Consider the following 25,265-nt stretch of genomic DNA (forward strand, 5'->3'; position numbering starts at 1 on the left):
GAGAGGACGAAATTGAACAAAACGTTCGACCGTTTCGCGTCCGTCGCGTTTCTCGCGATCGGCACGCTGTTCGTGATCGAAAGCCGGAAAATATCGGAGAGCGCTTACGGCAGCAACGTAGGGCCCGACATTTTTCCGATGTACCTGGGCGTGATTTTGGTCCTTCTCAGCCTCCGATTATTTTACGAAACCTTCCGTTACCGGACGGACGGCAAAGCCGAGAAGGAGAAGCTGGACTACAAGCGTTTTTCCGTGATCCTGGGCGCCGCGATTCTTTATGCTTACTTTCTCGAGGATATCGGATACGTGATCTCCACTTTCCTGTTCCTGGTCATCGGCTTTCAAACGATGCAGAAGGGGAAGCTGTGGGTTTCCGCGGTGATCTCCGCGCTGTTCACCCTCGTCGTTTATTTCGTCTTCGTCGAAGTTCTGAAAGGCTCGCTGCCCGGGTTTCCCAGCTGGCTGGGCTTATCCTGAGGGAGGTTCAACATGCAGACACTCGAATATTTGGGACACGGCTTGTCGGTCGCGGTCCAATGGCATAACTTGTTGTTCGCCTTCATCGGCGTCCTGATCGGAACCGCCGTCGGCGTTCTCCCCGGCATCGGTCCCATGAGCGGCGTCGCCCTCCTGATCCCGGTGACCGCCTCGATGACGGCGGGGCTCGGGCCGGAGCAGGCGGCCATCAGCTCCATCATTTTGCTTGCGGGCGTCTATTACGGCGCCATGTACGGAGGCTCCACCACGTCGATCCTGCTCAATACGCCGGGAGAGTCCTCGTCCGTCGTCACGACGCTGGACGGCTACCAAATGGCGCGCCAAGGAAGGGCCGGCGCCGCTCTGGCGATCGCCGCGATCGGTTCCTTCGCGGCGGGCTTGGTTTCGCTGATCGGCTTGATCTTCCTGGCCGGTCCGCTGTCCGAACTGGCCATCAAATTCGGACCCGCCGAATATTTCTCCCTGATGGTCCTGGGACTCGCGGCGGTCAGCGGCTTGGCGGGCAAGTCGATGACCAAGGCCCTGATCATGACCGTATTCGGACTGCTGCTCGCGTCCATCGGCATCGACAACGTTTCCGGGGTTGCCCGGTTCACTTACGATAATCCTTACCTGTATTCGGGACTGGAATTCCTGACGATCGCCGTCGGCCTGTTCGCTCTGGGAGAGGTGTTCAAAACCATTCTCGAAAAGGAGCAGACGGACGGAACGCTCGCGAAGATCACCCGCGTCATGCCGACGAAGCAGGATCTCAAAGACAGCGCGGCCCCGATCGCCCGCGGCTCGCTGCTCGGCTTTTTCATCGGCGTGCTGCCGGGAGCCGGCGCCACGATGGCTTCGTTTTTCTCCTACATCATGGAGAAAAAGCTCAGCAAAAACAGGGACAAATTCGGCCAGGGCGCCATCGAAGGCGTGGCGGCGCCGGAATCGGCCAACAACGCGGCGGCGGGCGGTGCGATGATCCCGCTGCTGACGCTCGGCATTCCGGGTTCCGGCACGACGGCGATCCTCATGGGCGCGCTCATCATGTACAACGTGCAGCCGGGACCGCTTCTGTTCCAGGATCATCCTCAAGTGGCTTGGGGCTTGATCGCCAGCATGTTCATCGGCAACATCATGCTGCTCATCCTGAACATGCCGCTCGTCAAAGTTTTCGCCAAAATCATCGAGACTCCGCCCAAATATTTGATTCCGCTCATCGTCGCGATTTCCGTTTTCGGGGTTTACGCCGTGCAGTACACGACATTCGATCTGCTGCTTCTGATCGGCTGCGGCGTCGCCGGGTATTTTCTCGCCAAAAACGATTATCCGCTCGCTCCGCTCGTCCTGGGCCTCGTGCTCGGGCCGATGATCGAAAACAACATGCGCAGGGCGCTGACGATTTCCAACGGCGATTTCATGATTTTCCTGCACAAACCGATTTCCGCCGTCTTCATCGCCGCCGCCGTCCTCTGGCTGGTCGTTCCGATGCTGCTCCGCCTCCGCGGGAAAAAAGTGCTCGTGAACGAAGAGGGATAAACGGCATCGTACGAACAATCGACAAACAAGGGGTTCGATTATATGAGTCTCACCACGGCCCGGATGTCCGGCGGCAAAAGCGTCATTATCCGGCTTGAAATGCAAACGGACCGGATCCATTTCGGCCAGGTGGCAAGCGCGGTCGCGGAGGCGGGCGGGGATATCGTCGCCATCGACGTCATCCAGACCGGGCGGGATACGACGATCCGGGATTTGACCGTCATGGTGGCGGACGACGGCCACACGAACCGCATCGCGGACGGCTTGAAGGCATTAAGCGGAATTCGCGTCGTCAACGTCTCGGACCGGACGTTCCTGCTGCATCTCGGCGGCAAAATCGAAATCACGCCCAAAACGCCGATCCAAAACCGCGACGATCTGTCCAGGGTCTATACGCCGGACGTCGCCCGCGTTTGCATGGCGATCCGCGAAGACCCGGACAAAGCGTTCGCCCTGACGGTTAAGCGCAATACGGTCGCCGTCGTGTCGGACGGCACGGCCGTGCTCGGTCTCGGCAACATCGGGCCGTACGCGGCCATGCCGGTGATGGAAGGCAAGGCGATGCTGTTCAAGCAGTTCGCCGGCGTCGACGCCTTTCCGATCTGCCTCGATACGCAGGATCCGGAAGAAATCATCCGCCACGTCAAGGCCATCGCTCCGGCGTTCGGGGGCATCAATCTCGAGGATATCTCGTCGCCCCGCTGCTTCGAAATCGAGAAGAGGCTGCGGGAAGAGCTCGACATTCCGGTCTTCCACGACGACCAGCACGGCACGGCCGTCGTACTTTACGCGGGTTTGATTAACGCGCTGAAGGTGGTCGGCAAGGACCTCGGCAGCGCGAAGGTGGTCGTGTGCGGCGTCGGGGCGGCGGGCGTTGCCTGCAGCAAGATTCTGATGGCCGCCGGCGTCGGGGAAATCATCGGCGTGGACCGGGACGGTATCTTGACGGCCGATCGGGAATACGCGCAGCCGATGTGGCGCTGGTACGCGGAGCATTCGAACCCGAGGCGGATCAGCGGGGGGTTGCGGGAAGCGCTGGAGGGAGCGGACGTGTTCATCGGGTTGTCCGCCGGCGGCCTCCTCAAGCGGGAGTACGTCATGCGGATGGCCCGGGATCCGATCGTCTTCGCGATGGCGAATCCCACGCCCGAGATTTCCCCGGAGGAAGCGGAGGACATCGTCGGCGTCATCGCCACGGGGCGTTCCGACTATCCGAACCAGATCAACAACGTGCTGTGCTTCCCCGGCATTTTCCGGGGGGCGCTGGATTGCAGGGCTTCGGAGATCAACGAGGAAATGAAGCTGGCCGCCGCGGAAGCGATCGCTTCCGTCATCCGGGACGAAGAGCGCAACAAGCAGTACATCATTCCGAGCGTCTTCAACCAGGAAGTCGTGAAGAGGCTCCGCGACGGCGTCGTGGAGGCCGCGATCCGCACGGGCGTCGCGCGCCGCATCCCCAGGGAATATCGGTAGGTTTCGCATTCGAACAAGAAAAAAACGTTCCGGAATCGGCGGAAAGGCCGAAACCGGAACGTTTTTTTTGCTATTCGGTGCGTTCAGCCCGTGATCCTCTCCAGGCACGCGGCGTCGTCGTTGGCGGGACTGCCGACGCGCTTGTCCACCTCGTAGGCGTCCATCTCCGCCGCCGGGTAGGGGACAAGCAAAGGCTTGAGCAGGGCGGGATCCTGTACTTGCCGGTCGAGCCACAGCGGCTCGTCCTCGGGCCTCAGGATCACCGGCATTCGGTCGTGGATGCCCGCCATCAGCGGATTCGGCTCCGTCGTGATGACGGCGAAGGAGCTCACCTTGCGGCCGTCCGGCGCCGTCCACGTCTCGTACAAGCCGGCCATGCTGAAGACGCCGCCGCTCCGGAGGACGATCCGGTAGGGACGTTTGCCGCCGCCCGGAGCGCTTTTCCACTCGTAAAATCCGTCAGCGGGGATGAGGCATCTTTTGCGGCGGAAAGCGTTCCGGTAAGCCGGTTTCTCCTCCAGCGTCTCGGCGCGGGCGTTGATCATGCGGCTGCCGATTTTCTCTTCTTCCGCCCAAGGGGGAATCAGGCCCCATTTGAGCAAGCCCAGCCGGTTGCGCTCTCCGTCATGGACCACGGCGGGCACCATCTGGGTCGGCGCCACGTTAAAGCGTGGCAGCTCGAACGGAGTCGCCGGCAAATCCGCGAAATACCGCATCATCAGTTCTTCCAGCGTAATGGTGATCGTGTATCTTCCGCACATGTCTCGCACCCCCCGATCCAGGCTCGTATGCTTCCGATTGTACCAGTTTCGAGCCGCCGAATGAACCGGAGGGCGTTATTTCGGACGACAATTTTGGAGAAAATGCCACTTGAATACGAACAAGCGTTCTGATTATAATAAGAATCACTCGGGAACATTTGTTCGGAGGGGTTTCAATGGCGACCGGTAAACAGCGAGATCGCACCATCATGTTGATCGACGGTCAATCGTTTTATGCGTCGGTCGAGAAAGCCGCTCACCCGGAATACCGGGATAAGCCGGTAGCCGTCGGGGATCCCGAGCGCAAGTCGGGCATCATTCTCGCGGCCTGCCCGATCGCGAAAGGCCGCGGCGTCACGACGGCCGAACGCGTGGGGGAAGCCATCGCCAAGTGTCCGGATCTCGTGGTCATACGCCCCCGGATGCAGACCTACATCACCGTTTCCCTGCTCATCACGGAAATATACGAATCGTTCACGGACCTGGTGGAGCCCTACTCGATCGACGAACAATTTCTCGACGTGACGGGTTCCCTGCTCGGCAGGGGAGACGCGGAATCCCTCGCGCATCAGATCCAGACGAAGGTGCTTTTGTCCACCGGCGTGTGGTCGCGGGTCGGCGTGGGACCGACGAAAATACTCGCCAAAATGGCGACGGACAACTTCGCGAAGAAGCGTTCGGAGGGCATCTTTAAGCTTGATGACGGCAATATCGAGACCGAACTCTGGCCGCTGTCCGTCGACAAAATGTTCATGGTGGGCTCCAGAATGACCCGTCATTTTTGGCGGATGGGCTTGCGGACGATCGGCGACATCGCCCGGCTCGAGCTCGGCGAATTTAAGCGGAAAATGCGGAAGGAAATGGGCAAACAATCGGATATCCAAGCCGAATACTACTGGCAGACGGCGCGGGGCATCGATCCCAGTCCGGTGGTGTCCTCGGTTCGCGGCGCTTTGCAATCCGTCAGCCACGGCAAAGCGCTGCGCGCCCGCCTTTATCGCAAATTGGCCGACGTCGAGGTGGTGCTCCTTGAGCTCGTCGTCGAAGTCTGCCGCCGGGCGCGCCGCCTGGGCAAGCAAGGCCGGGTCGTGTCGGTCGGCGCCGTGGAAACCGACGGGGAGCGGATGCTCTCGTTCGGGCGGCAAACGACGCTGCCGCATGCGACGTCGCTCACCCACGAGGTGGCCGCCGCCGCGCGTCAATTGTTCGTGCAGCATTGGCGGGGGATGCCGATCAGCCGCCTTTTCATTTCGCTCACGCAACTTTCCGATGACGACACGTATCAGCTCACGCTGTTCGAGGACCGGACGACGGTGTACAACCTGGAACGGGCCACGGATTCGATCAAGGATCGATTCGGCGATGCCGCCATCATGCGTGCGTCTTCCTTGCTGGAGTCGGGCGTAGCCCGCGAGAGAGCAGCCCAGATCGGAGGTCATTATCGGTGAGTAAACTCGAGGGAAACGTACGCTGGCAGTCGAAAATGCTGTTGACCGAACATCAAGAGCAATATGAGTCGCGGAACGATGCGAAACCCGCAGGCCAGGCCACGCCGGAAGAGCTGAAAATGATCCGGGATTACGTCCTGCTGCCGCATCTTTTGACCATCCTCCAAAACAGTTTGGAAGAGGTCCAGCATTCGACGAACGTGATGAAGAAGGTATTCGCCGCGTTGACGCAGTTAATCATGAACCGGGTCACCAAGGATATGTACCAGGTAAAGCGCGAGCTGAGCCGGCGCAATATCAAGATTTTGAACGACGAGCAGGCGGATATGGTCGTGTATCACCGGTTCGTCTGCCGGGGGTACGAAGACCGTTTCGGGATGGTCCGCGAGGTGATGCGGTCGGAAATCAGCGTCAGGCTGACGAACTATATCAGCGAAATAGCCGCCCTTTTGAAGGACTACGGGAAGTAAACTTGAACGCGAAACGGGACACCGCGGCGGGCTGCGCCGGGATGTCCCGTTTTTTTTCTACCGGATGACCTTCAGCGGCTTTTTCGCCGGCCCTTCCAGCACCTCGCCGCGGAAGGAGAACCGCGAGCCGTGGCACGGGCAGTCCCACGTCCGTTCGCCGTCGTTCCATTCGACCTCGCAGCCCATGTGCGTGCAGGTCGTGTCCAGCACGTGGAGCGCGCCGCCGGGCTCCCGGTAGGCGCCGGCCCGCTTGCCGTTCACGTGAACCGCGGCGCCTTCGTCGTTCCCGAGATCCTCCGGATCGCGGCGGACCCACTCCAACTTGCCTGCGATCAGGTGTTTCGCCACGTCCGCGTTCAGGCTCAGGAACTCCTTCACGCTGGGATCGGCATGGAAGCGGGAAGGCGTATACAGCTCCTCATACGGGCTGCGGATGCCGAGAATCAAGTCCTTGAGCAGCAGGGCGGCGGCCGTGCCGCCCGTCATGCCCCATTTGCGGTAACCCGTCGCGATGAAGGCATTGCGCTCGCTCGCCACGGGGCGGCCGACGTACGGGATTTTATCCAGCGTCGTCAGGTCCTGCGCCGACCAGCGGTAACGGATTTCCGCGGGGCCGAACGTCTCTTGGGCGAACTTCTCCAGCGCCTCGTAATGCTGGAAGGTACAGATGCCTTGCCCGGTCTTGTGGCGTTCTCCCCCGATGACGAGCAGGTCCTCCCCGCCGTAAGAGACCGTCCGTATGGAGCGGGGCGGGGTGTCCGCGCTGAGGTAGACGCCGCCCGGATAGTCCTGCGTCCGCTTGACGCCCAGCGCGTAAGAGCGTTCCGAGTACATCCGCGCGAAGTAGAAGCCGCCCGCGCCGTAAAACGGAAAATGCGTGCAGGAAGCGACGTTGCGGCAGGTCACCCGATGGCCGTCCTCCGTCACGACTTGGCTGTAGGGCGAGCCGTGCTCCACGGTTTTCGCCATCGTTTCCTCGAACAATTGCCCTCCGAGCCCGACGAACTCCCGTACGAGGCGCGACAAATAGGCGGTCGGGTGAAACCGCGCCTGCCCGGTCATCGCGACCGCGGCCAGAACGCCCGGAATGGGCAGCGGGATCCCGTTCACGCGTTTTCCGGGAATGCCGAGCTTCTCGTACGCTTTCCATTCTTTGTCGATTTTGGCGACGTTCTGCTCGCTCGCCGTGTATACATAAGCGTCTTCCTCCGCCCAATCGCACGAGATGTCCAGCTCCCGCACGGTTGAACGGATGAAGTCCATCGCCTGCCGGTTCGCGTCGTAATACAGCCGCGCCTTCTCTTCGCCGACGTGGTGTATGAACTCGTCGTAGATCAAATCGTGCTGGGCGGTGACTTTGGCGGTCGTATGGCCGGTCGTGCCGGTCAGGATGCGTCCCGCCTCGAGCAGCGCGACCTTTTGTCCTTCCTTGGCCAGCAAATAAGCGAGCGTAATGCCGGTGATTCCGCCTCCGACAACGGCGACGTCGACCGACAGATCGGCCGTGAGCTTGCCCGAAGAGGGAATTTCGGCCGAAGCCAGCCAGAACGACTCGGGGTATTGGGGCAGCCCCGTTTTTTGTTCATCCATCACGTGGATCCTCCTCAACAGACGAAATTGGACATTCGATTGGAAAAGTATGCCCATCTTCCCCGTAAGGGAGTCACCGTGCCGCTCTATCGGAACGTCCGCAAAATGCGTCAAGTGGTAGACAGCGGAAAATCGTTTGCTATAATGGAGGGAGCAAGGGAGTTTCCGACAATTCCATATAAGCCCCGGGGGAGCTGGATAAGAGGCCGGCTGAGAGTGCATCCCTATGATGCAGACCCTTATACCTGATCTGGTTAGTACCAGCGTAGGAAGGCGGGAGCGCGGCGGCAGCATGTCCGTTTGCGCATTCGTTCATGTTTCATGATGAACGCCCTCCGGAATCGGGGGGCGTTTTTTGGTTTGCGGCAGAGGCTTCCCTTGGACATTTTCCGCGAGAGCGGGCAAGGGACAGGAGAGGAAGAGAAAGATGAAAGCAAGGTTGAAAGGTTGGAAAATGGCGGGCGCGGGGGTGCTCGCGGGACTGATGCTCCTGACGGGTTGCGGAGACAAAGCGAACAACGGGGGAGCCTCGTCTTCTCCGTCGGCTTCGCCTTCCGCATCGCCGGCCGCGTCGCAGTCGGCTTCGCCGTCGGCGTCGCCGGAAGCGGGCAAGCCGCTTACGGAAGTGAAGGTCGTCCTCGACTGGACGCCGAACACGAACCACACCGGGCTGTATGTCGCGCGGGACCAAGGCTTCTGGGAGAAACGCGGCCTCAAGGTCGACATCGTGCAGCCGCCGGAAACCGGCGCGAGCCAGATGGTGGCCAGCGGCGCGGCGGAATTCGGCGTCGGCTACCAGGAAGACCTGACGCTCGGCCGCGAGAACGGCGTTCCGCTCGTCTCGCTGGCGGCGATCATCCAGCATAACACGTCCGGCTTTGCGTCGCCGGTCGCCAAGAACATCAAGACGCCGAAAGATTTTGCGGGCAAAACGTACGGCGGCTGGGGCTCCCCGGTCGAGCAGGCCGTCATCGAGACGCTCATGAAGGAGCAGGGCGCGGATCCGTCCAAAGTGAAAATCGTCAACATCGGCGAGGCGGACTACTTCACGGCGGTCAAACGCGACATCGATTTCGCCTGGATCTATTACGCCTGGACGGGCGTGGAGGCCGAAACCCGCAAAGAGAACCTGAACATGATCTGGATGAAGGATTACGACAAGCGTTTGGACTACTACACGCCTCTTTTGATGACGAGTGAGAAAATGATCCAGGATAAGCCGGACATCGTCCGGGCGTTCGTGGAAGGAGCGGCCGAAGGTTACCAATACGCCATCGACCATCCGGACGAAGCCGCCGACGTGCTGATCAAGGCGGTGCCGGAATTGAACGCCGACCTCGTGCGCGCCAGCCAGAAGTGGCTCAGCCCCCGCTACAAGGACGACGCTCCGCGCTGGGGCGAACAGAAGAAGGAAGTGTGGGAAGGCTACGCCGACTGGATGATCAGCCACGGCATCATGAAGAAGAAACTCGATTTCGACACCATGTTCACGAACGAGTTCCTGCCGAAGTAACGCTACCGAATCCCTGAAGGAGGCAACGCCTTATGGCCCAAGCGCTTCTCAGCGTGCAGATTCTGCCGAAAACGAAGGACGGGGAGGACGTCATCCCCTACGTGGACCGCGCGATCGCGGTCATCAAGGAGTCCGGCGTGAATTACCGCGTCGGACCGCTCGAGACGACGATGGAAGGCGAGTTCGACGAGCTGCTCGCCATCCTCAAGCGGATGAACGACGCCATGTTCGAGATGGGCAGCCCGTCGGTCATGTCCCAAGTGAAACTGCTGGTGGGCGGACCGAACGCTTCGATGGAACGGCTGCTGGAGAAATACCCCGATGGCAAATAAAGCGGCGTGGCGGAGGGTGTGGCCCCCCTCCGCCGCTTTCGTTATTTTCGTGGCCATTTGGCAAGCGGCCTGCCGCTACGGGAAGGTCGATCCGTGGATCCTGCCGGCCCCCTCCGCGATCGCGATGCGGCTGAAGGACGACTCCGGCTTGCTGCTCGGGCATCTCGGCGCCACGCTTCGACTCGCGATGTCCGGACTTGCGATCGGCGTCGCGGCCGGCGTGGCCGTGGCGGTCGTCCTGCACGTGCTGCCGTTCGTGCGCTCGGCCTTGTCGCCGTTCGTCATCGCGTCCCAGAACGTCCCGCTCATCGCGCTCGGCCCGCTGCTCATGATCTGGTTCGGCTTCGGCCTGACGCCGAAGTTGATCCTGCTTACGCTTGTCTGCTTCTTTCCGGTCGCCTGGTCGATGCTGGCCGGACTCGGCAGGGCGGAACCGCACCTGCGCGAATATTTGGCCATGATCGGGGCGTCCCGCTGGGACGTGCTGCGGCGGCTCGAGCTGCCCGCTTCGCTGCCGTATTTGTTCTCCGGCCTGAAAATCACCGTCACCTACAGCGTCACGACCGCGATCGTCGCCGAATGGCTCGGGGCCAGCAAAGGCATCGGCTATTATCTTGTCTTGAAATTCAAAGGCTACGACACCTCGGCCGTGTTCGGCGCGGTCATCTGCATCGTGTTGCTCTGCCTGATCCTATACGGAATGGCGGCGCTCCTGGAGCGCTGGGTCGTGCAAAGCCGTCTCCACACGCGGCCGGTGAAGGGAGGGGATCGGCCATGACGAGTCCAGGCGAAAAATATCAACTGGAGTTGACCGGCGTTTCCAAAAGCTATTCCCGGAACGGCCGGCCCTTCCCCGTATTGGACGGCGTTTCGATCCGCGTTCGCGAAGGGGAATTCGTGACGCTTCTCGGCCCTTCGGGCAGCGGCAAGTCGACGCTGTTCCGGCTGGTCGGCGGCATCGAGCTGCCGGACCGGGGCAGCATCGCCATCGGCGGCCGGGACGCGGCGGGAACGCCGGGGCTCATCAGCTACATGCCGCAGCAAGCCTCGCTGTTCCCGTGGATGACGGTGACGGACAACGTCGTCTCCGCGCTGGAAATCGCGGGCGTCAAACGTGAAGAGGCCCGTTCGTCCGCGGCGGAATGGCTCGGGCGGATCGGCCTCTCCGGCGTGGCGCGGGAATATCCCGGCGTACTGTCGGGCGGCATGCAGCAGCGGGTGTCCTTCCTGCGCGCGCTCCTGATGCCGCGCGATCTGATGTGTTTGGATGAGCCCTTCGCCGCGCTCGACGCGCTGACGCGCACCGACATGCAGCATTGGCTGCTGCAGCTGTGGGAGACGCAGCGGCGCTCGGTGCTGTTCGTGACTCACAGCATCGAGGAGGCGCTCACGCTGTCCGACCGGATCTACGTGCTGTCGCCGGCGCCCGCCCGGGTCATCCGCGAGATCGAAGTCCCGTTCGGCCGGCCGCGCCGGTCCGACGTCTGGACCGACCCGGCTTTCACGGAACTGAAGCGGGAAATCCTGAATCTGCTCGGGAAAGGGGGCGCGGACGCCCATGCCTTATGACGCGCATATCCACTTGGACCACTATGCGCCGGCGCAGCTGGACGAAATGCTCCGCGCTTCGTTCGCGTCCGGCGTGGACGGCGTGGTCGCCGTCTCGATGGGCCTCGCTTCCTGCGAAGCGAACCGCGCGCTGGCGCGGCGGTATCCCGGCCGGGTGCTTCCCGCTTACGGCCGGCACCCGGAGCAGCCCCCGCTGGCGGAAGACGAGCTTGAGGCCCTGTGCGCCTGGATCGCGGCGCTTCCCGGGGACGAGGCGTTCGCCATCGGGGAGGTGGGCTTGCCGTACTTCAATCGAACGGCGGCCGAATCTTCGGGGCTTTCCTTCGACTCCGCGCCGTACTTCCGCCAGCTGGAACGGTTCGCAGCCTTGGCCGCCGAGCTGGACCGCCCGATCGTGCTTCACGCCGTCCAAGAGGATACGGAAGCGGTGATCGACCTGCTGGAGCGATTCGGCGTCCGCAAAGCCCACTTCCATTGGTGGAAGGGAAGCGCGCAGGCCGTGAGCCGGCTTATCGCGGGCGGTTACTACGTTTCCGTGACTCCCGAGGTCCGATACGACGAGGAAACGCGCGCGCTGGCCCGTATTTACCCGCTGGAACGGCTGCTCGTGGAAACGGACGGCCCGTGGCCGTTCGAAGGCCCTTATGCCGGGATGCGGACCGAGCCGTGGATGGTGCTCGATTCGATCCGCGAAATCGCCGCGTTGCGAGGGCTGGACGAGGAAGACGTCCGTGCGGCGCTCGATGCCAACACCCGGAGCTGCTACGCGATCGGCGGGCAGGGGTGACGGTCACGGCCGAATAGCCGCAGGGCGGCGCCGAAATCAAGCCGGGAACGCGGTTCCCGGCTTTTCCGCGGTTGCGCGTGAGGAAACGTCCTTGTACGATGGGGAGGAGAATGAACGCCGGGAGACGCCTGGACCGAATCCGGCGAAGAGCAGGAGGAGATGGAGGATGAAGCATCGGATCGTCGTGGCGGGCTGCGGGGGCATGTCCAACGTCTGGCTGGACGACGCGGCGGAACGCGCGAATGCGGAGATCGTCGGCCTGGTCGACATTCACGAGGCGACCGCCCGGGCCATGGCGGAGAAACGCGGGCTGCAGGTGCCTATTTTCACGGATTTAACGGAAGCGATCCGGCGGACCGAAGCGAGTCTCGTGTTCGACGTCACCGTTCCCGCGAGCCATAAGCAGGTGGTGACGACCGCGATGCGCCTTGGCTGCGACGTATTCGGAGAGAAGCCGATGGCGGAATCGATGGCCGACGCGGAAGAGATCGTCCGGACGGCGGAAGCCTCCGGCAAACGGTATTCCGTCATGCAGAACCGCCGGTATTTGCGCCACATCCGGCCGCTTCGCGACTTTGTGGCCGCAGGCGGGCTCGGCACGGTAGGGACGGTGCATTCCGATTTCTTCATCGGCGCCCATTTCGGAGGCTTCCGCGACGCGATGGACAGCCCGCTGATCGTCGACATGGCCATCCATACGTTCGACCAAGCGCGCTTCATGACCGGGGCGGACCCGGTGTCGGTCTATTGCCATGAATTCAACCCCGCCGGTTCCTGGTACCGCGGGAACGCTTCGGCCGTCTGCATTTTCGAAATGAGCGACGGCTCCGTCTATACCTACCGGGGCTCCTGGTGCAGCGAAGGCTTCAACACCTCGTGGGAGGCGGATTGGCGAATCATCGGGGATAAAGGAACCGCCAAATGGGACGGCACCGCGCCGGCGGCCGCGGAAGTGCTGGACGAAACGCAGCCCGGCGGCTTCCACCGTCCCGTGAAGGCGGCCGAACTGCCGGAGCCGTGGACGGGCCGGGAAGGCCACCGCGGCTGCCTGGACGAAATGTTCGCGGCGCTCGAGGAAGGACGGCCCGCCGAGACGGATTGCCGCGACAACATCCGTAGCGCCGCGATGGTGTTCGGCGCCGTGGAGAGCGCCAGAACGGGCCGGAAGGTCTCGCTCGCTTAAAGGGAAAAAGCCGTTCCCCGGGCTGCGAAGCCGCAGCGGGAACGGCCTTTTTTTCGCGCGCGTTATCCGTGGTACTTGCCGGAAGGCTCGTTCAGCACCCATTCCAGCAGAAGGAGCTGGTCCTCGATTCGGTCCAACAGAAGCCTGAGTTCGGGATCTCCTTCGCCGGGCGCTTCCGCAAGCCGAGTCTCGAGCGACTGTTTTTGCGCCGACAATTGGTGAAGCTTCCGTTTAATCTGGTCAGCCGTTCTCACGCCGCAGCCCTCCCGTCATTGGCCAAGCAAACAGACCTATCGTAGCAGATCGATCCGGCCGAGAAAAGCCGCGAACCGCGAACAAATTTTCGAAAATGTAATCCAGGTTACAGAAATGGGACGCCCGTTTCGGGTATGATGGCGAAAACGGGTTCGAGCGGGTGGTTTCGAATGGATTGGTTGGGCATTCTCATCATCGGCCTCGCTTCTTTCATCGCTTTGATCGCAGTAGAACGAAGAGGCAACGGATAAACGGCGGCTTCGGCCCAGACGCGCGAAAACCGCAGTCCCACACGGACTGCGGTTTTTCGTTGCGGCTGGGGCCCGAGCCATTCCCTGCTTCCGGAATTCTCCGGTAACCGCCGGCGGTAACTCCCCAACTCAAAATAACAAGTGTCGGAGCCCCGACCGCATTTTCGACCTATGAACGAGTCTGCAACATCTTATTTTCGAAACAGGGTGGTACAGGTGAAAAAAGGCTAGAAAACATCGCACAAAAAAAGTGACCCGCATTTCTGCGGGTCCAGGCAATCTATATCAAGTGGGGTTGATGTCTAAATCTTACCCCCCGAATATGAAAGCCAAGTGAAGAGAACCTGAAAGGAGGATGAAAAAACGGCTTTTATTTTTTTTCCGCCGCTTCCCTGTCTTGAACGTCTTTAAATACCCGCTGGACGACGAACAGTTCTTCCAATTGGTCCAACGTGCCTGCTTTTTGTTCGATCGTGTACAGGCCGTTCTTCAAATCGTCCACGTAGATTTCTCCGTATTTTTCGTTCTGCGGCCCAACCGAGTACGTGTACCCGTTAGGCAGTTTCGAGCCGACCGGGATGCGCGCGATTTTCAAAGCTTCTGCCTCTCTTTCGTAGATGAAATACCCCTATATTATCACAAGATGGCAGATCTTTCGCAATCGGGAAAGTACGGGAACGGGCGAAAAATTCGCTTCGCTTTCGCGGCGGCCGCGATTTGGCGCGGTTTACGGCTTGTCCGGCAGGCAGAAAAAAAGAAAGCCGGCGCTAGTGGACGAGCACTCGGCCTCCGATTCTCGCGATGGCGACCCGCGGGGCATTCGACGCAAATTGCGAGAGGTACGAGTACCCGGGCTGGACGATTTCGTCCATGAGGTAAGCGGATTTCTCGCTGCCGGGCCGTCGGAACCGGTTTAAACCCGCGACGATGGCCCGCTCCGGCAAGATGCCGAAAGGATGCCCGTAGTAGAGGTCATCGTCCAGTTTTACCACGTTCTCGCCTCGCCACTGCGGCGTTTCTGGAGAATAATCGGGGTTGTCGAAATAAAGAAGATCTCCCAGATAAGCCTCCTCGATGCCCGGTTGTTTGGTCAACTGCAAGTCCTGATCGACGTGCCAGTCGTACAACAGCAAGCCGGAGAAAAGAAAATTGAAGTCGGTCTCGCGGATGGAATCGAGAATCCCCTTGTACACGACGATGACGGTGGCCGTCGCGCATTCGGTCGCGTAAAGCCTGCCGTTCTCGTAAATATCCCGGATTCCCGCGGCCGGCGTGACGTCATTCCGGATGCGGAAGCCGCCCTCTTTGGTCAATCTCCACACCCGCTCATTGCACCTGGCGCGCTTGAAGCTGGAAAACCGCATGCCGCTGGAGCTCAAATCTTTGGCCGCGGCGACGATGGCCGCTCTCAGCTCGAATTCGAAGCGCAGCTGCTGCAGGGACGAATAACGATACGTGACCGGACTGTTTTTTTTGCGTTCGTAGATTTTCGAGGCAACGGGAGACCATGAGGAGGTATCCGCGGGCGCTTGAACGCCGGAAACCGTAATCATCCTGCCCGCCTCCTTTCCGCATGCCAGCATATGCGGGAGGGATTGGCCAGAGTCACCCGCGCAACGAAAAAAACGGCGGTCCGTCAAGGACCGCCGCAACGCCATTGCGCAACCGTTAGATAACCCAACCTGCGGAAAGGATGATCACCAACAGAATGAAGAGCACCAGCACAAATGCGGCTCCGCCGCCAAACCCGGCACAAGAGAAGCCCATGAGAGATCACCACCTTGTCAGGATTTGTGGTGTGATTTGTCATCACACCCCTAACATATGGCGCGGCCCCGTTTCCGGACAGGACGAATGCACAGATCACCGAAAAAAAGTCGATGCCCCCTTGCGGGGGCACCTTCATGGGAGAGGAGAAACCGGACGAAGAGCTTATGGGGAAACGTAAGTCTTCTCCGCGGTTATCCCCGGCACCTCTCGGCGCCGGTAATATCATATTGCTCCTCCGGGGAGGGAAATATACGTGTCTCCGGAAAAAAATTGCCCGGCAGGGTCCGGATTCCGGCGAGGCCGGCTCCGCCCGGCTTTTGCAAAGTACCGGAATGTGGTAACATAGCACCAGTCGCCGGCGGGAGCGGACAGCTTCCGCGGCAGGAACGCAGCCGGGAGATGAGCAAGTGAGGGTCATATCGGGACAAGCCAAGGGGCGGCCGCTGAAAGCCGTTCCCGGCAACACGACGCGTCCGACGACCGATAAGGTGAAAGAAGCTTTGTTCAGCATGATCGGTCCTTATTTCGACGGGGAGCGCGTGCTGGACCTGTTCGCGGGCACGGGCGGACTCGGCATTGAAGCGCTGAGCCGCGGAGCGGGAAGCGCCGTCTTCGTGGATGCGAACCCCCGCGCCGTCGAGATCGTCCGCCGCAACCTGGACGCGGCGAAAGTGGCGGATAAGGCGGAGGTTTACCGCAACGACGCGTCGAAAGCGGTGAAGCTTCTCGAGCGCAAGGGAATCCCGTTCGACTTGATCTTCCTCGATCCCCCTTATGCGATGGAGAACTGCGATTCGCTGCTCGCCGAGCTGGAGGAGCGCGGCTTAACCGCGGAAGACGCGATTGCGGTGATCGAGCACGATACGGCCGTAAGCTACCCGGACCGCATCGGCCGCTTCGAAAGGACCCGTCTCGCCGCTTACGGAGATACGGCGATATCCATTTATCGCAGCCGGGACGGCTCGCCGTCGGAAGAGACGGCGCCGGACTTCCCGGAAGGAGGAACCGAATCATGAATCAACACCATGCCCGGGGAGAGGGCGAGAACCGCGTGGCCGTGTACCCCGGAAGCTTCGACCCCGTCACGTTCGGACATCTGGACATCATCCGCCGGGCGGCCAAGCAGTTCGACCGCTTGATCGTGTCCGTGCTCAACAACACGACGAAAAGCCCTCTCTTCAGCGTCGAAGAAAGGGTGGAGCTGCTGCGCGAAGTCACGAAGGACCTGCCCAACGTGGAAGTGGACAGCTTCCGGGATTTGCTCGTCCGGTATATGCGGAACAAGCAAGCGCAGATCATCATCCGGGGGATCCGTTCCGTCACGGATTTCGAATACGAGCTTCAGATGGCGTCCACGAACCGTCAGCTGGACGAAGGCATCGAAACGATCTTCATGATGACGAATCCGAAATATTCCTATCTCAGCTCCAGCATCGTCAAGGAGATCGCCAAGTTCCACGGAGCGGTGCAGGATTTGGTGCCGCCCGCCGTCGAAGCCGCGCTCCGGAACAAATACGTGCCGAACCGTCAGCCGTGACGGTTCTTTTTTATTTCCGATCCGGCGGGCGGCGTTTGCGCGGGGGGCGGATGACGACCGCGAGCAAAGCGAGCAGCAGGAAGACGGCCAGGCTGCACAAGCCCGACAGCCACATTTCGGGCAGGTGGCGCCAGCCGGACGATAGCGGGCCGCCCGCGTCCGCCGCTTCGCGGGCCAAGCCGCCGAAAGGATAAAATGAAAGGATGGCTTGGCCGAACGCAGGCTCTCCGGCCAGCGCCGCACGGGCGAGCGGGAACGTGACGAGCAGCGCGATCGCCGATTGCAGCAGCTTGCCGGCGATGAGTTTCGCCCACGGGAAGGCCGGCTTGGCCCCGAAAGCGGCGCGGGCCTGCAGAAGGCCGCTCCAGCCCGTCCAGGCGAGCGCGGCGGCGAGCAAGGCGGCGGCATGCGCGGGAGCGGACTCGAACAGCGGAGATCGGCCGGTTTCGTATGCGCCGAGATGCATTTCATACAACCCGGGGACGGCGAGCCAGGCATCCGACCCGGGAATCCACAGCTGAATCAGGCGGAGGACGACGGACGTCATCATCATCAGCCCCCCGACGCCCATCAGCGTCGCCACCGCGTGGGTGACGCCGTCGGCCAGCTGCTTGCCGAGCGGCCTGCCGTCCTCCCGCCGCGCCTCTCCCGCGGCCATCGCCGCTTGCCGGAAGCGGCCGTCTCCCGCCTTCGGGGCGTACCCGGACGAAGCGGCGGGTTTGCCGACGCGGAACAGGCGGGACAGGACGGCGGCGCCGAGGACGGCCGCGGACCATACGCCGGCGGCGACCGCCCATCCCAGCAGGGGGGATTGGAGGAATCCCGCGCCCGCGATGACGACGACCAGAAACGGGTTCGGCACGTGGGAAAGCAGCAGAAGAATAGGCGTATCTTCATCCCGGAGCAGCCCGGCGTCCCGCAGGCGGGCCGTCTCCTTGGCGCCGGCCGGAACGCCCGCGGCCCAGCCGAACGCCGCCGCCCATCCGGCGGAGCCCGGCAGCCGGAACAGGCTTCGCGTAAGCGGCTCCGCCAGGACGGCCAGCCCGTGCAGCATGCCGGAGGCCGCGAGAAGCTCGGCGAGGATGAGCGGAGGGACGAGCCCCGGAAATACCTGCTGCCACCAGACCTGCAGGCCCGACAAAGAAGCCCGGAAAGCTTCTCCGGGCGATTGGACGATTCCTATGACGACGAGCAGCGCCGTACCTCCCAGCCATACGGAGGTCAGTTTGGCGCGAGCGCGCGCGCGATTCGGTTCCGACATGACGGCTTCCCCCTTGCCACGACTCCCTACCAATGTACGCTTGGCGGCCGAGGGTTAGACCACTTGTCCGATTCGGGTTAAATCCTTAAGGGAGGTTCCGTGTAGTCGCGGAGAGCCAGCGCCGGATCCGGATCCCGGAAAGCGAGCGAGTAGACGGCCGAGGCCCTGGCGTCCATCGCCAGAAACGCCCAGTCCCCGCGCGCGGCGGAATCGACGACGGGGACGGACGCCCGAACGCGCATTTCGCGCAGCAGCTCCCGCCCCCGGGGCGTGAACCCGAGCACGCGAATGTAGGCCGGTCCGCCGGCGAGCCGTTCCGGAGTTAAAACTTCCTTAGGATGTCCGAGAAGGATGCGGGCCAGCGTCCTTTGAAGCTTCGTCCGCGTATATCGCTTCGTCTTCAGACGGCCCAGCAACGCTTCGACTGACCACTCCGAAACTTGCGATGCCGCCCGGCGGATCCGGTATTCCAAGCCCTCCGTGACCTCGGCGTATTTCGCCAGGCCCGCGGCGTCGGAACGGAGAAGCTCGTGGAACAGAGGGCGGGCGAACGATTCCCAATCGACCGGGGACCGTCCCGCCGCGGCTTCCCGCTTCAGGATTTCGAGCGTGAAGGCCGGCACGTAAGGCGCGATGCCGTCCCAGGATCCCGTTTCCGCGATCTGCTTGCGCAGGGCGGTCGCGCTGGCGATCGCGGCGTCCGTGATATCGGTTTGGCCGTAGCCGGACTTTTCCCTGCGCACGGTATACGGGACGATCCCGCTGCCCAGCTGCCGCAGGGCGATCAAATAGTGGAGCCCGAGCGTGTGGTTGGGCTGCTCCAGCGAGAAGGCGATGTCCTTCAGGCCGCGCGCCTCGAGCAGCTCCTGCGCCGCCGCCGTGTAAGCGGACGGGTAGGGGACGCCTTCCTTCAAACGGGCGGCAAGCCGTTCCGCCAGCCCTTCCGGCTCGTCCGACAGCAGGCCGGCCGCGGCGTTCAAGGCTTCAAGATCCCCGCTTTCGCTCCCGAAGCAGAGGCTGTCCACGACGCCCGCCGCATGCAGCACGGCCACGGCTCCGTAAGCGAACCATTGCGCCGGCTGCGCGCTGTAGGCGACAGGCAATTCCAGCACCAGGTCGCAGCCGGCGCGCAAGGCCATCTCCGCCCGCGCCCACTTGTCCGCCAGGGCGGGCTCGCCGCGCTGCAGGAAATGGCCGCTCATCACGGCCACCGCGCAATCGGCGCCTGTTATTTTTTTCGATTGGTGTAAATGATAGAGATGACCGTTATGCAGGGGATTGTATTCGACGACGACTCCGACCGTTCGCATGGCACCCTCCCGGATCGCGAATGAACCTTCCGCCTAACTATAGCATGAAGAGCCCCCGTCAAAGAACGTTGACAAAAGACGTCCGATCTCGATATAATAATTTTTGTTTGTTTGGAGTGATCCCTATGCTTCTTCATGTCCAAGAATTGCTCTCCCGGCATAAGCCGACGGAGCTGCGAGGAACTCTCGAGCTGGACGAACTGTTCCGGGACTACCGGGACGTGTCGCCGCTCGGCCCCATGGAATACGAATTGACCGCCCAGGCGTCGAACAAGAGAATCGCCGTGACCGGCAAGCTGACCTGTAAGCTTCGTTTGCTGTGCTCGCGCTGTTTGGCCCCGATCGACGAGCTGTTCGTCATTCCTTTCGAGGAAACGTTCCAAGTAATGAAGGAAAGCGATCCGGAACCGGACGAAGAAGACGAAGTGGTGCCGGTAACGGGCGAACGGATCGATTTGCGTCCCTTTTTGGAAGAAGAGCTGGTAGTCCAACTGCCTCTCGCGCCGCTTTGCAAGGAAGACTGCAAAGGCTTATGTCCGGAATGCGGCACCAATCGGAACGAACAGGCCTGCGCCTGCAAGACCGATCGCATCGATCCGCGTCTTGAAGCGCTTCAGAACTGGTTCAAACCCGAATGAGACAAGTAAGCCGCGCCCGCGAAGGGACGGAGAATACGGTAAGGAGGTGGGAACATGGCAGTACCTTTTGGAAAAACATCGAAATCCCGCAAAAACAAGCGTCGGACGCACTTCAAATTGGTCGTTCCGGGCATGGTGAAATGCGAGCAATGCGGCGAGCTGAAGCTGGCGCACCGCGTTTGCAAAGTATGCGGAACCTACAAATCGCGTGAAGTGATCAAGCAATAATGACCGTCGACGCGCCCAGCCGGGCGGCGATGCGGCGCGGAACGGACCTTCGGGTGCGGGCCGCACGGAAGCCGATCGCCGTTGCATGCGGGCGCGTTTTTCTTTATACTTTTTTAATACCAGGTAATAAAACCTCCCCAAAAATGACATGTTTAATCTGATGAAAGCGCGGTGGCGAGTTTGGAACGAGTTCCGAAACGACAGCGTCACCAGCAGCTCAGCAAGCTGTTGGAGGAAAACCCGTTTCTGACCGACCGCGAGTTGACCCGGCTGCTGAAGGTCAGCATTCAGACCATCCGTCTGGATCGGCTTGAACTGGCGATTCCGGAGCTGCGGGAACGTTTGAAAATGATGGCGGAACGCTCGTACGATCCCGTGAAGTCTTTGCCGCTGCACGAGGTGATCGGGGACATCGTCGATCTCCAGCTCGACAAGAGCGGCATCTCGATATTCGAAATCACCGGCGAGCACGTGTTCTCCCGCAGCGGCATCGCGCGGGGGCATCACGTATTCGCGCAAGCGAACTCGCTCGCGGTGGCGGTCATCAACGACGAAATCGCGCTGACCTCGTCCGCCGACATCCGGTTCGTCCGGCCCGCGCGGCTGGGGGAGAAGTGCATCGCCAAGGCTTACGTCCGTTCCAGCGGCGGACAGAAAGGCAAAGCCAAGGTCGAAGTCTTTACCTACGTCGGGGAAGAGATGGTATTCCAAGGGAATTTCGTCATTTACCGGTCAGCAGGAGTTTCCGAACACGAAGGAGGCGAAATCCGTGAAAATCGCCATTGACGCCATGGGCGGGGACCACGCGCCGAAAGCCCAGATCGAGGCGGCGCTGCAGGCGGCCGCCCAATGGCCGGATACCGAGTTTATCCTGGTCGGACGGCCGGAAGCGCTTCAACCTCACTTCGTCGGCGGTTTGCCGAAGAACGTGACGGTCGCGAAAGCGGCGGAAGTCATCGAAGCCGACGACGAGCCGGTGCGGGCGGTACGCCGCAAAACCGGCTCGTCGATGGTCGTGGCCGGCCGCATGGTGAAGGAAGGCGCGGCGGACGCGATGATTTCCGCGGGCAACACCGGCGCGCTTATGGCCACCGGGCTGCTCGTCGTCGGGCGGATGCCGGGTATCGAAAGGCCGGGCCTCGCGCCGATGCTCCCGACGCTGGATGACGTCGGCGTGCTGGCGCTCGATTTGGGCGCGAACATGGACGCCAAGCCCGAGCATTTGCTGCAATACGCCCTCATGGGCAGTCTCTACCGGCAGAAGGCCCACGGCATGGCTCAGCCGCGCGTGGGGCTTCTGAACGTCGGCACGGAGGCCGCCAAAGGCAACGAGCTGACCAAAGAGGCGTTCGAGCTGTTCGAAAACGCGCCGATCCGCTTCGTAGGCAACGTGGAGGCGCGCGACGTTCTCGACGGGGTGTGCGACGTGCTCGTCTGCGACGGCTTCTCCGGCAACATCATGCTGAAGGCGATCGAAGGCGCGGCCGGCGCCATTTTCAAGGTGCTCCGCCAGGAACTGACTTCCACCTGGAAGTCCAAGCTCGCGGCGGCGATTTTGAAGCCCGGCTTCGGCCGCGTGCGGAAGAAAATGGACTATAACGAATACAACGGAGCTCCGCTTCTGGGCTTGAACGGTCTCGTCGTCAAGGGTCACGGATCCTCCGACTCGCGGGCGATGCTGACGGCGATCAAGCAGACGCGCACGGCTCTGTCCGGCGGGCTCATCGAGGCCATTAAAGGCGAATTCAGCGGAAAGTGAGAGAAACGGCATGGGCGACATTTCCGTCGGCATTCTCGGAACGGGCAAATACGTTCCGGAACGCAAGTTGACGAATCAAGATTTGGAACGAATGGTGGACACGAACGACAACTGGATCGTGACGATGACGGGCATTCGGGAGCGGAGGATCGCGGATGCCGCGCAGGCCTCTTCCGATCTGGCCTACGAGGCTTCCCTCCGGGCGCTTGCGTCGGCCGGCTTGACCGCCGAGGACATCGACCTGATCATCGTGGCGACGATTACGCCCGACATGTTTTTCCCGTCGACGGCGTGCCTGCTGCAGGACCGGCTGGGCGCCAAGCGGGCGGCTGCGTTCGACCTGTCCGCGGCGTGTTCGGGCTTCATTTACGGCTTGGCTACGGCAACGAGCTTCGTGAAAACGGGCATGTACCGCCGCATCCTCGTGGTCGGGGCGGAGACGCTGTCGCGGATCACGGATTACACGGACCGCAACACCTGCATCCTGTTCGGCGACGGCGCGGGAGCCGTGGTGGTCGGCGAAGTGCCGGAAGGACGGGGCTTCAAATCTTTCGAACTCGGCGCCGACGGCTCGGGCGGCGATCTGCTCCGCATTTGCGGCGGCGGCTCGCGCCTGCCTTCCACCGAGGAATCCGTCGCGTCCAAGAAGCATTTCCTTGAGATGAACGGGCGCGACGTTTTCAAATTCGCCGTGCGCGTCATGGGCACCGCCGCCGAAGAGGCGCTGGCCAAAGCCGGGCTCGCCAAAAGCGACATCGACCTGCTCATTCCGCACCAGGCGAACATCCGCATCATCCAATCCGCGCTGGAACGGCTGGAGCTGTCTGCCGACAAAGCGATGGTCAACATCGACCGCTACGGCAACATGTCGGCCGCTTCGATCCCGGTCGCGCTCGCCGAAGCGGTGGAAGAAGGCCGCGTGAAAGAGGGCGACGCGGTCGTTCTCGTCGGCTTCGGCGGCGGTCTTACGTGGGGCGCTTCGGTTCTCGTTTGGTAAATTCGGGTCTCATCGATATTTTTAGGAGGTAACGAGGTTGGGCAAAATCGCATTCGTATTCCCCGGCCAGGGCGCGCAGGCGGTCGGCATGGGCAAGGACGCTTATGAGCAGACGCCGGAAGCGAAAGATATTTTCGACCGCGCGGACGCTGCGCTCGGATACCCGCTGAGCCGGCTCGCGTTCGAAGGGCCGGAGGAGGAGCTCCGCCAGACGGCGAACACGCAGCCGGCCTTGCTGACGACCAGCGTAGCCCTGCTCGAGGTGTTCAAGGCGCAGGGCATGAAGCCGGATTTCGTTGCCGGCCACAGCCTTGGCGAATACAGCGCCCTCGTGGCGGCGGGCGTCATCGGCTTCGAAGACGCCGTTCGGCTCGTCCGGGCGCGCGGCCAATTCATGGAGCAGGCGGTCCCGGGCGGCCAAGGCGCGATGGCGGCCGTGCTGGGCGCGGACCGTGAGCCGCTCGAAGCGCTGTGCCGCGACGTGTCGGAGAAAGTCGGCCTCGTGGAGCTGGCCAACGTGAACTGCCCGGGGCAAATCGTCGTCTCGGGATCCGCCGAAGGCGTCGCCGCGGTCGGAGAGCGGGGCAAGGAAGCGGGCGCGAAACGCGTCATCCCGCTGGAGGTCAGCGGCCCGTTCCACTCCTCGCTCATGCAGCCTGCGGCCGACCGCCTGGCCGGCGAGCTGGCCGGCGTAACGTTCAAGGACGCCGAGGTTCCCGTCGTCGCGAACGTCAACGCGTCGCCGGTCACTTCCGGCGCCGAGCTGCGGGATTTGCTGGTGAAGCAGGTCGTTTCGCCCGTACTGTGGGAGGATACGGTACGCTTCCTGATCGGACAAGGCGTCGACACGTTCGTGGAAATCGGTTCCGGCACCGTGCTCGCGGGCTTGATCCGCAAGGTCGACAAGTCCGTGCAGGTCCTATCGGTGAACACCGCCGCTTCCGCATTGGGGCAAGCGTAACCGGTTTACACCCGGCTCAATCGGTTTATTAATCCAAGGAGGTCTTCACATGGCCATGTGGGATTTGACGGGCAAAACGGCTCTCGTAACGGGCGCGTCCAGAGGGATCGGCCGGGCCATCGCCGTCGCCCTCGCGGAAGCGGGAGCGGACGTCGCCGTGAACTACGCCGGCAGCGAAGCCGCCGCCGCCGAAACGGTGAAGGCGGTCGAAGCGCTCGGCCGCAAGGCGGTCATGATCAAGGCGAACGTGGGCAAAGCCGCGGAGTTCGACGCCATGGTCCAATCCGTGCTGGAAACGTTCGGCAAGCTGGACATTCTGGTGAATAACGCCGGCATTACCCGTGACAACCTAATCATGCGGATGAAGGAAGAAGAGTTCGACGAAGTCATCGAGACGAACCTGAAGGGCGTGTTCAACGGCATCAAAGCCGTGACGCGCTCCATGATGAAGCAGCGCTCCGGCCGCATCATCAACATTTCTTCCGTGGTGGGTTCGCTCGGCAACGCCGGCCAGGCCAACTACGTCGCCGCGAAAGCCGGCGTCATCGGCTTGACCAAATCCGCCGCCCGCGAGCTGGCGTCCCGCGGCATTACGGTCAACGCGGTCGCGCCCGGCTTCATCGGCACGGACATGACCGACAAGCTGCCCGCCGACATGAAGGAGAAACTGGAGAAAGAAATCCCGCTCGGACGGATCGGCCGGCCCGAGGAAATCGCCTCCGCGGTGCTGTATCTGGCCTCCGACGCTTCGTCCTACATGACCGGCCAGACGATCCACGTCGACGGCGGCATGTACATGTAAACGGTTATAGGTCAACCGGAACTTGCATCTTTCGACGTTTCCGTTTACGCTTACTTGTATGGCTTTTTGTCCATGATTCACGTATAATACGTTAAGGGAGGTGAACCGGATGTCCGATGTTTATGATCGCGTGAAACGCATCGTCGTCGAACGCCTGGGAGTGGAAGAGGCGGAAGTTACCGCCGAAGCATCCTTCAAAGACGACTTGGGCGCTGACTCTCTCGACGTGGTAGAACTCGTGATGGAGCTCGAAGACGAATTCGACTTGGAGATCTCCGACGAGGATGCAGAGAAGATCACAACGGTGGGAGAAGTCGTAAATTACATACAATCTCATTCGTAATGGTCGCCAAG

At 61.7% G+C, this 25,265-nt stretch carries 29 protein-coding genes and 1 riboswitch; of the genes, 21 read left to right on the forward strand and 8 right to left on the reverse strand.

Annotated elements, in window-relative coordinates; translation table 11 throughout:
• The first annotated feature begins 12 nt into the window (after positions 1–12).
• From EAV92_RS04680 to EAV92_RS04690, 3 genes are read left to right on the forward strand one after another with little or no spacing between them, the layout of a single operon-like run.
• Positions 13–477 (forward strand): tripartite tricarboxylate transporter TctB family protein, encoded by a 465-nt coding sequence (locus EAV92_RS04680; protein WP_123039981.1) that lies wholly within the window; start codon positions 13–15, stop codon positions 475–477.
• Positions 478–489: 12 nt separating this feature from the next.
• Complete coding sequence (locus tag EAV92_RS04685) at positions 490–2,016, forward strand: tripartite tricarboxylate transporter permease (protein WP_123039982.1); 1,527 nt, start codon at positions 490–492, stop codon at positions 2,014–2,016.
• Between the two features lie 42 nt (positions 2,017–2,058).
• Positions 2,059–3,489, forward strand: coding sequence for an NAD-dependent malic enzyme (locus EAV92_RS04690; RefSeq protein WP_241158443.1), 1,431 nt, complete (start codon positions 2,059–2,061; stop codon positions 3,487–3,489).
• An 83-nt stretch (positions 3,490–3,572) separates the two neighbouring features.
• Here EAV92_RS04690 and EAV92_RS04695 read toward each other — a convergent pair whose 3' ends face one another.
• Positions 3,573–4,250 carry an SOS response-associated peptidase gene (locus EAV92_RS04695; protein ID WP_123039983.1) on the reverse strand — a complete coding sequence of 226 codons (678 nt, stop codon included), beginning with the start codon at positions 4,248–4,250 and terminating at the stop codon, positions 3,573–3,575.
• Between the two features lie 176 nt (positions 4,251–4,426).
• On the opposite strand from EAV92_RS04695, the gene EAV92_RS04700 reads away from it, so the two are divergent.
• Positions 4,427–5,698, forward strand: a complete 1,272-nt coding sequence (locus EAV92_RS04700; protein ID WP_123039984.1) for a DNA polymerase IV — start codon at positions 4,427–4,429, stop codon at positions 5,696–5,698.
• On the forward strand, positions 5,695–6,168 hold the full coding sequence (locus tag EAV92_RS04705) for a YhjD family protein (RefSeq protein WP_123039985.1): 474 nt from the start codon (positions 5,695–5,697) through the stop codon (positions 6,166–6,168). Before EAV92_RS04700 ends, EAV92_RS04705 begins: the two co-directional genes overlap by 4 nt.
• Before the next feature lie 57 nt (positions 6,169–6,225).
• On the opposite strand, the gene EAV92_RS04710 is transcribed toward EAV92_RS04705, so the two are convergent.
• On the reverse strand, positions 6,226–7,758 hold the full coding sequence (locus EAV92_RS04710; RefSeq protein ID WP_123039986.1) for an FAD-dependent oxidoreductase: 1,533 nt from the start codon (positions 7,756–7,758) through the stop codon (positions 6,226–6,228).
• A 177-nt stretch (positions 7,759–7,935) separates the two neighbouring features.
• Positions 7,936–8,047: riboswitch (TPP riboswitch) on the forward strand.
• Positions 8,048–8,185: 138 nt separating this feature from the next.
• Between EAV92_RS04710 and EAV92_RS04715 the strand changes: the two genes are divergently transcribed.
• The 6 genes from EAV92_RS04715 (at position 8,186) to EAV92_RS04740 (ending at position 13,142) form a co-directional block, all read left to right on the forward strand.
• Entirely contained in the window at positions 8,186–9,271 is a 1,086-nt protein-coding gene (locus EAV92_RS04715; RefSeq protein WP_241158444.1) for an ABC transporter substrate-binding protein, read from the forward strand.
• Between the two features lie 32 nt (positions 9,272–9,303).
• Positions 9,304–9,603 (forward strand): thiamine-binding protein, encoded by a 300-nt coding sequence (locus EAV92_RS04720; protein WP_123039987.1) that lies wholly within the window; start codon positions 9,304–9,306, stop codon positions 9,601–9,603.
• Positions 9,593–10,381, forward strand: a complete 789-nt coding sequence (locus EAV92_RS04725; protein ID WP_123039988.1) for an ABC transporter permease — start codon at positions 9,593–9,595, stop codon at positions 10,379–10,381. Before EAV92_RS04720 ends, EAV92_RS04725 begins: the two co-directional genes overlap by 11 nt.
• Positions 10,378–11,172, forward strand: a complete 795-nt coding sequence (locus EAV92_RS04730) for an ABC transporter ATP-binding protein (RefSeq protein WP_123039989.1) — start codon at positions 10,378–10,380, stop codon at positions 11,170–11,172. Before EAV92_RS04725 ends, EAV92_RS04730 begins: the two co-directional genes overlap by 4 nt.
• Positions 11,162–11,959, forward strand: coding sequence for a TatD family hydrolase (locus EAV92_RS04735; RefSeq protein WP_123039990.1), 798 nt, complete (start codon positions 11,162–11,164; stop codon positions 11,957–11,959). The genes EAV92_RS04730 and EAV92_RS04735 overlap by 11 nt, the downstream gene beginning before the upstream one ends.
• A gap of 166 nt (positions 11,960–12,125) precedes the next feature.
• Entirely contained in the window at positions 12,126–13,142 is a 1,017-nt protein-coding gene (locus tag EAV92_RS04740; protein WP_123039991.1) for a Gfo/Idh/MocA family protein, read from the forward strand.
• A 62-nt stretch (positions 13,143–13,204) separates the two neighbouring features.
• Here the strand turns inward: EAV92_RS04740 and EAV92_RS04745 are convergent, their stop codons facing one another.
• From EAV92_RS04745 to yjcZ, 4 genes are all read right to left on the reverse strand, one after another.
• Complete coding sequence (locus tag EAV92_RS04745) at positions 13,205–13,396, reverse strand: hypothetical protein (protein WP_123039992.1); 192 nt, start codon at positions 13,394–13,396, stop codon at positions 13,205–13,207.
• A gap of 622 nt (positions 13,397–14,018) precedes the next feature.
• The gene (locus EAV92_RS04750) at positions 14,019–14,243 is read right to left on the reverse strand and encodes a hypothetical protein (protein WP_123039993.1); all 225 of its coding nucleotides are present in this window, start codon (positions 14,241–14,243) and stop codon (positions 14,019–14,021) included.
• A 172-nt stretch (positions 14,244–14,415) separates the two neighbouring features.
• Positions 14,416–15,201, reverse strand: a complete 786-nt coding sequence (locus EAV92_RS04755) for a protein-glutamine gamma-glutamyltransferase (protein WP_123039994.1) — start codon at positions 15,199–15,201, stop codon at positions 14,416–14,418.
• Positions 15,202–15,316: 115 nt separating this feature from the next.
• Positions 15,317–15,415, reverse strand: a complete 99-nt coding sequence (gene yjcZ / locus EAV92_RS04760) for a sporulation protein YjcZ (RefSeq protein WP_123039995.1) — start codon at positions 15,413–15,415, stop codon at positions 15,317–15,319.
• 410 nt (positions 15,416–15,825) lie between these two features.
• Between yjcZ and rsmD the strand changes: the two genes are divergently transcribed.
• A complete protein-coding gene (gene rsmD / locus EAV92_RS04770; protein WP_123039997.1) occupies positions 15,826–16,434 on the forward strand; it encodes a 16S rRNA (guanine(966)-N(2))-methyltransferase RsmD in 609 nt (202 codons plus the stop codon).
• Positions 16,431–16,955 carry a pantetheine-phosphate adenylyltransferase gene (gene coaD / locus EAV92_RS04775; protein ID WP_123039998.1) on the forward strand — a complete coding sequence of 175 codons (525 nt, stop codon included), beginning with the start codon at positions 16,431–16,433 and terminating at the stop codon, positions 16,953–16,955. Before rsmD ends, coaD begins: the two co-directional genes overlap by 4 nt.
• A 10-nt stretch (positions 16,956–16,965) precedes the next feature.
• On the opposite strand, the gene EAV92_RS04780 is transcribed toward coaD, so the two are convergent.
• Positions 16,966–18,216, reverse strand: coding sequence for a hypothetical protein (locus EAV92_RS04780; protein WP_123039999.1), 1,251 nt, complete (start codon positions 18,214–18,216; stop codon positions 16,966–16,968).
• A 77-nt stretch (positions 18,217–18,293) separates the two neighbouring features.
• Complete coding sequence (locus EAV92_RS04785; protein ID WP_123040000.1) at positions 18,294–19,526, reverse strand: nucleotidyltransferase; 1,233 nt, start codon at positions 19,524–19,526, stop codon at positions 18,294–18,296.
• Between the two features lie 125 nt (positions 19,527–19,651).
• Here EAV92_RS04785 and EAV92_RS04790 point away from each other — a divergent pair, with 125 nt between their 5' ends.
• The 8 genes from EAV92_RS04790 to acpP all read left to right on the forward strand — a co-directional run bounded on the left by EAV92_RS04790 (position 19,652) and on the right by acpP (position 25,254).
• Complete coding sequence (locus tag EAV92_RS04790) at positions 19,652–20,164, forward strand: YceD family protein (protein WP_164472631.1); 513 nt, start codon at positions 19,652–19,654, stop codon at positions 20,162–20,164.
• Positions 20,165–20,218: 54 nt separating this feature from the next.
• Entirely contained in the window at positions 20,219–20,392 is a 174-nt protein-coding gene (rpmF, locus tag EAV92_RS04795) for a 50S ribosomal protein L32 (RefSeq protein WP_123040002.1), read from the forward strand.
• A gap of 180 nt (positions 20,393–20,572) precedes the next feature.
• A complete protein-coding gene (gene fapR, locus EAV92_RS04800) occupies positions 20,573–21,178 on the forward strand; it encodes a transcription factor FapR (RefSeq protein ID WP_123040003.1) in 606 nt (201 codons plus the stop codon).
• On the forward strand, positions 21,162–22,151 hold the full coding sequence (plsX, locus tag EAV92_RS04805; protein WP_123040004.1) for a phosphate acyltransferase PlsX: 990 nt from the start codon (positions 21,162–21,164) through the stop codon (positions 22,149–22,151). The genes fapR and plsX overlap by 17 nt, the downstream gene beginning before the upstream one ends.
• Before the next feature lie 10 nt (positions 22,152–22,161).
• Entirely contained in the window at positions 22,162–23,148 is a 987-nt protein-coding gene (locus tag EAV92_RS04810) for a beta-ketoacyl-ACP synthase III (RefSeq protein ID WP_123040005.1), read from the forward strand.
• A 37-nt stretch (positions 23,149–23,185) separates the two neighbouring features.
• The gene (fabD, locus tag EAV92_RS04815; protein ID WP_123040006.1) at positions 23,186–24,109 is read left to right on the forward strand and encodes an ACP S-malonyltransferase; all 924 of its coding nucleotides are present in this window, start codon (positions 23,186–23,188) and stop codon (positions 24,107–24,109) included.
• A gap of 55 nt (positions 24,110–24,164) precedes the next feature.
• Positions 24,165–24,911, forward strand: a complete 747-nt coding sequence (fabG, locus tag EAV92_RS04820) for a 3-oxoacyl-[acyl-carrier-protein] reductase (protein ID WP_123043580.1) — start codon at positions 24,165–24,167, stop codon at positions 24,909–24,911.
• Between the two features lie 109 nt (positions 24,912–25,020).
• Entirely contained in the window at positions 25,021–25,254 is a 234-nt protein-coding gene (gene acpP, locus EAV92_RS04825) for an acyl carrier protein (RefSeq protein ID WP_123040007.1), read from the forward strand.
• Positions 25,255–25,265 lie beyond the last annotated feature (11 nt).

It is taken from the genome of Cohnella candidum (genome assembly GCF_003713065.1).
Lineage (GTDB): Bacteria > Bacillota > Bacilli > Paenibacillales > Paenibacillaceae > Cohnella > Cohnella candidum.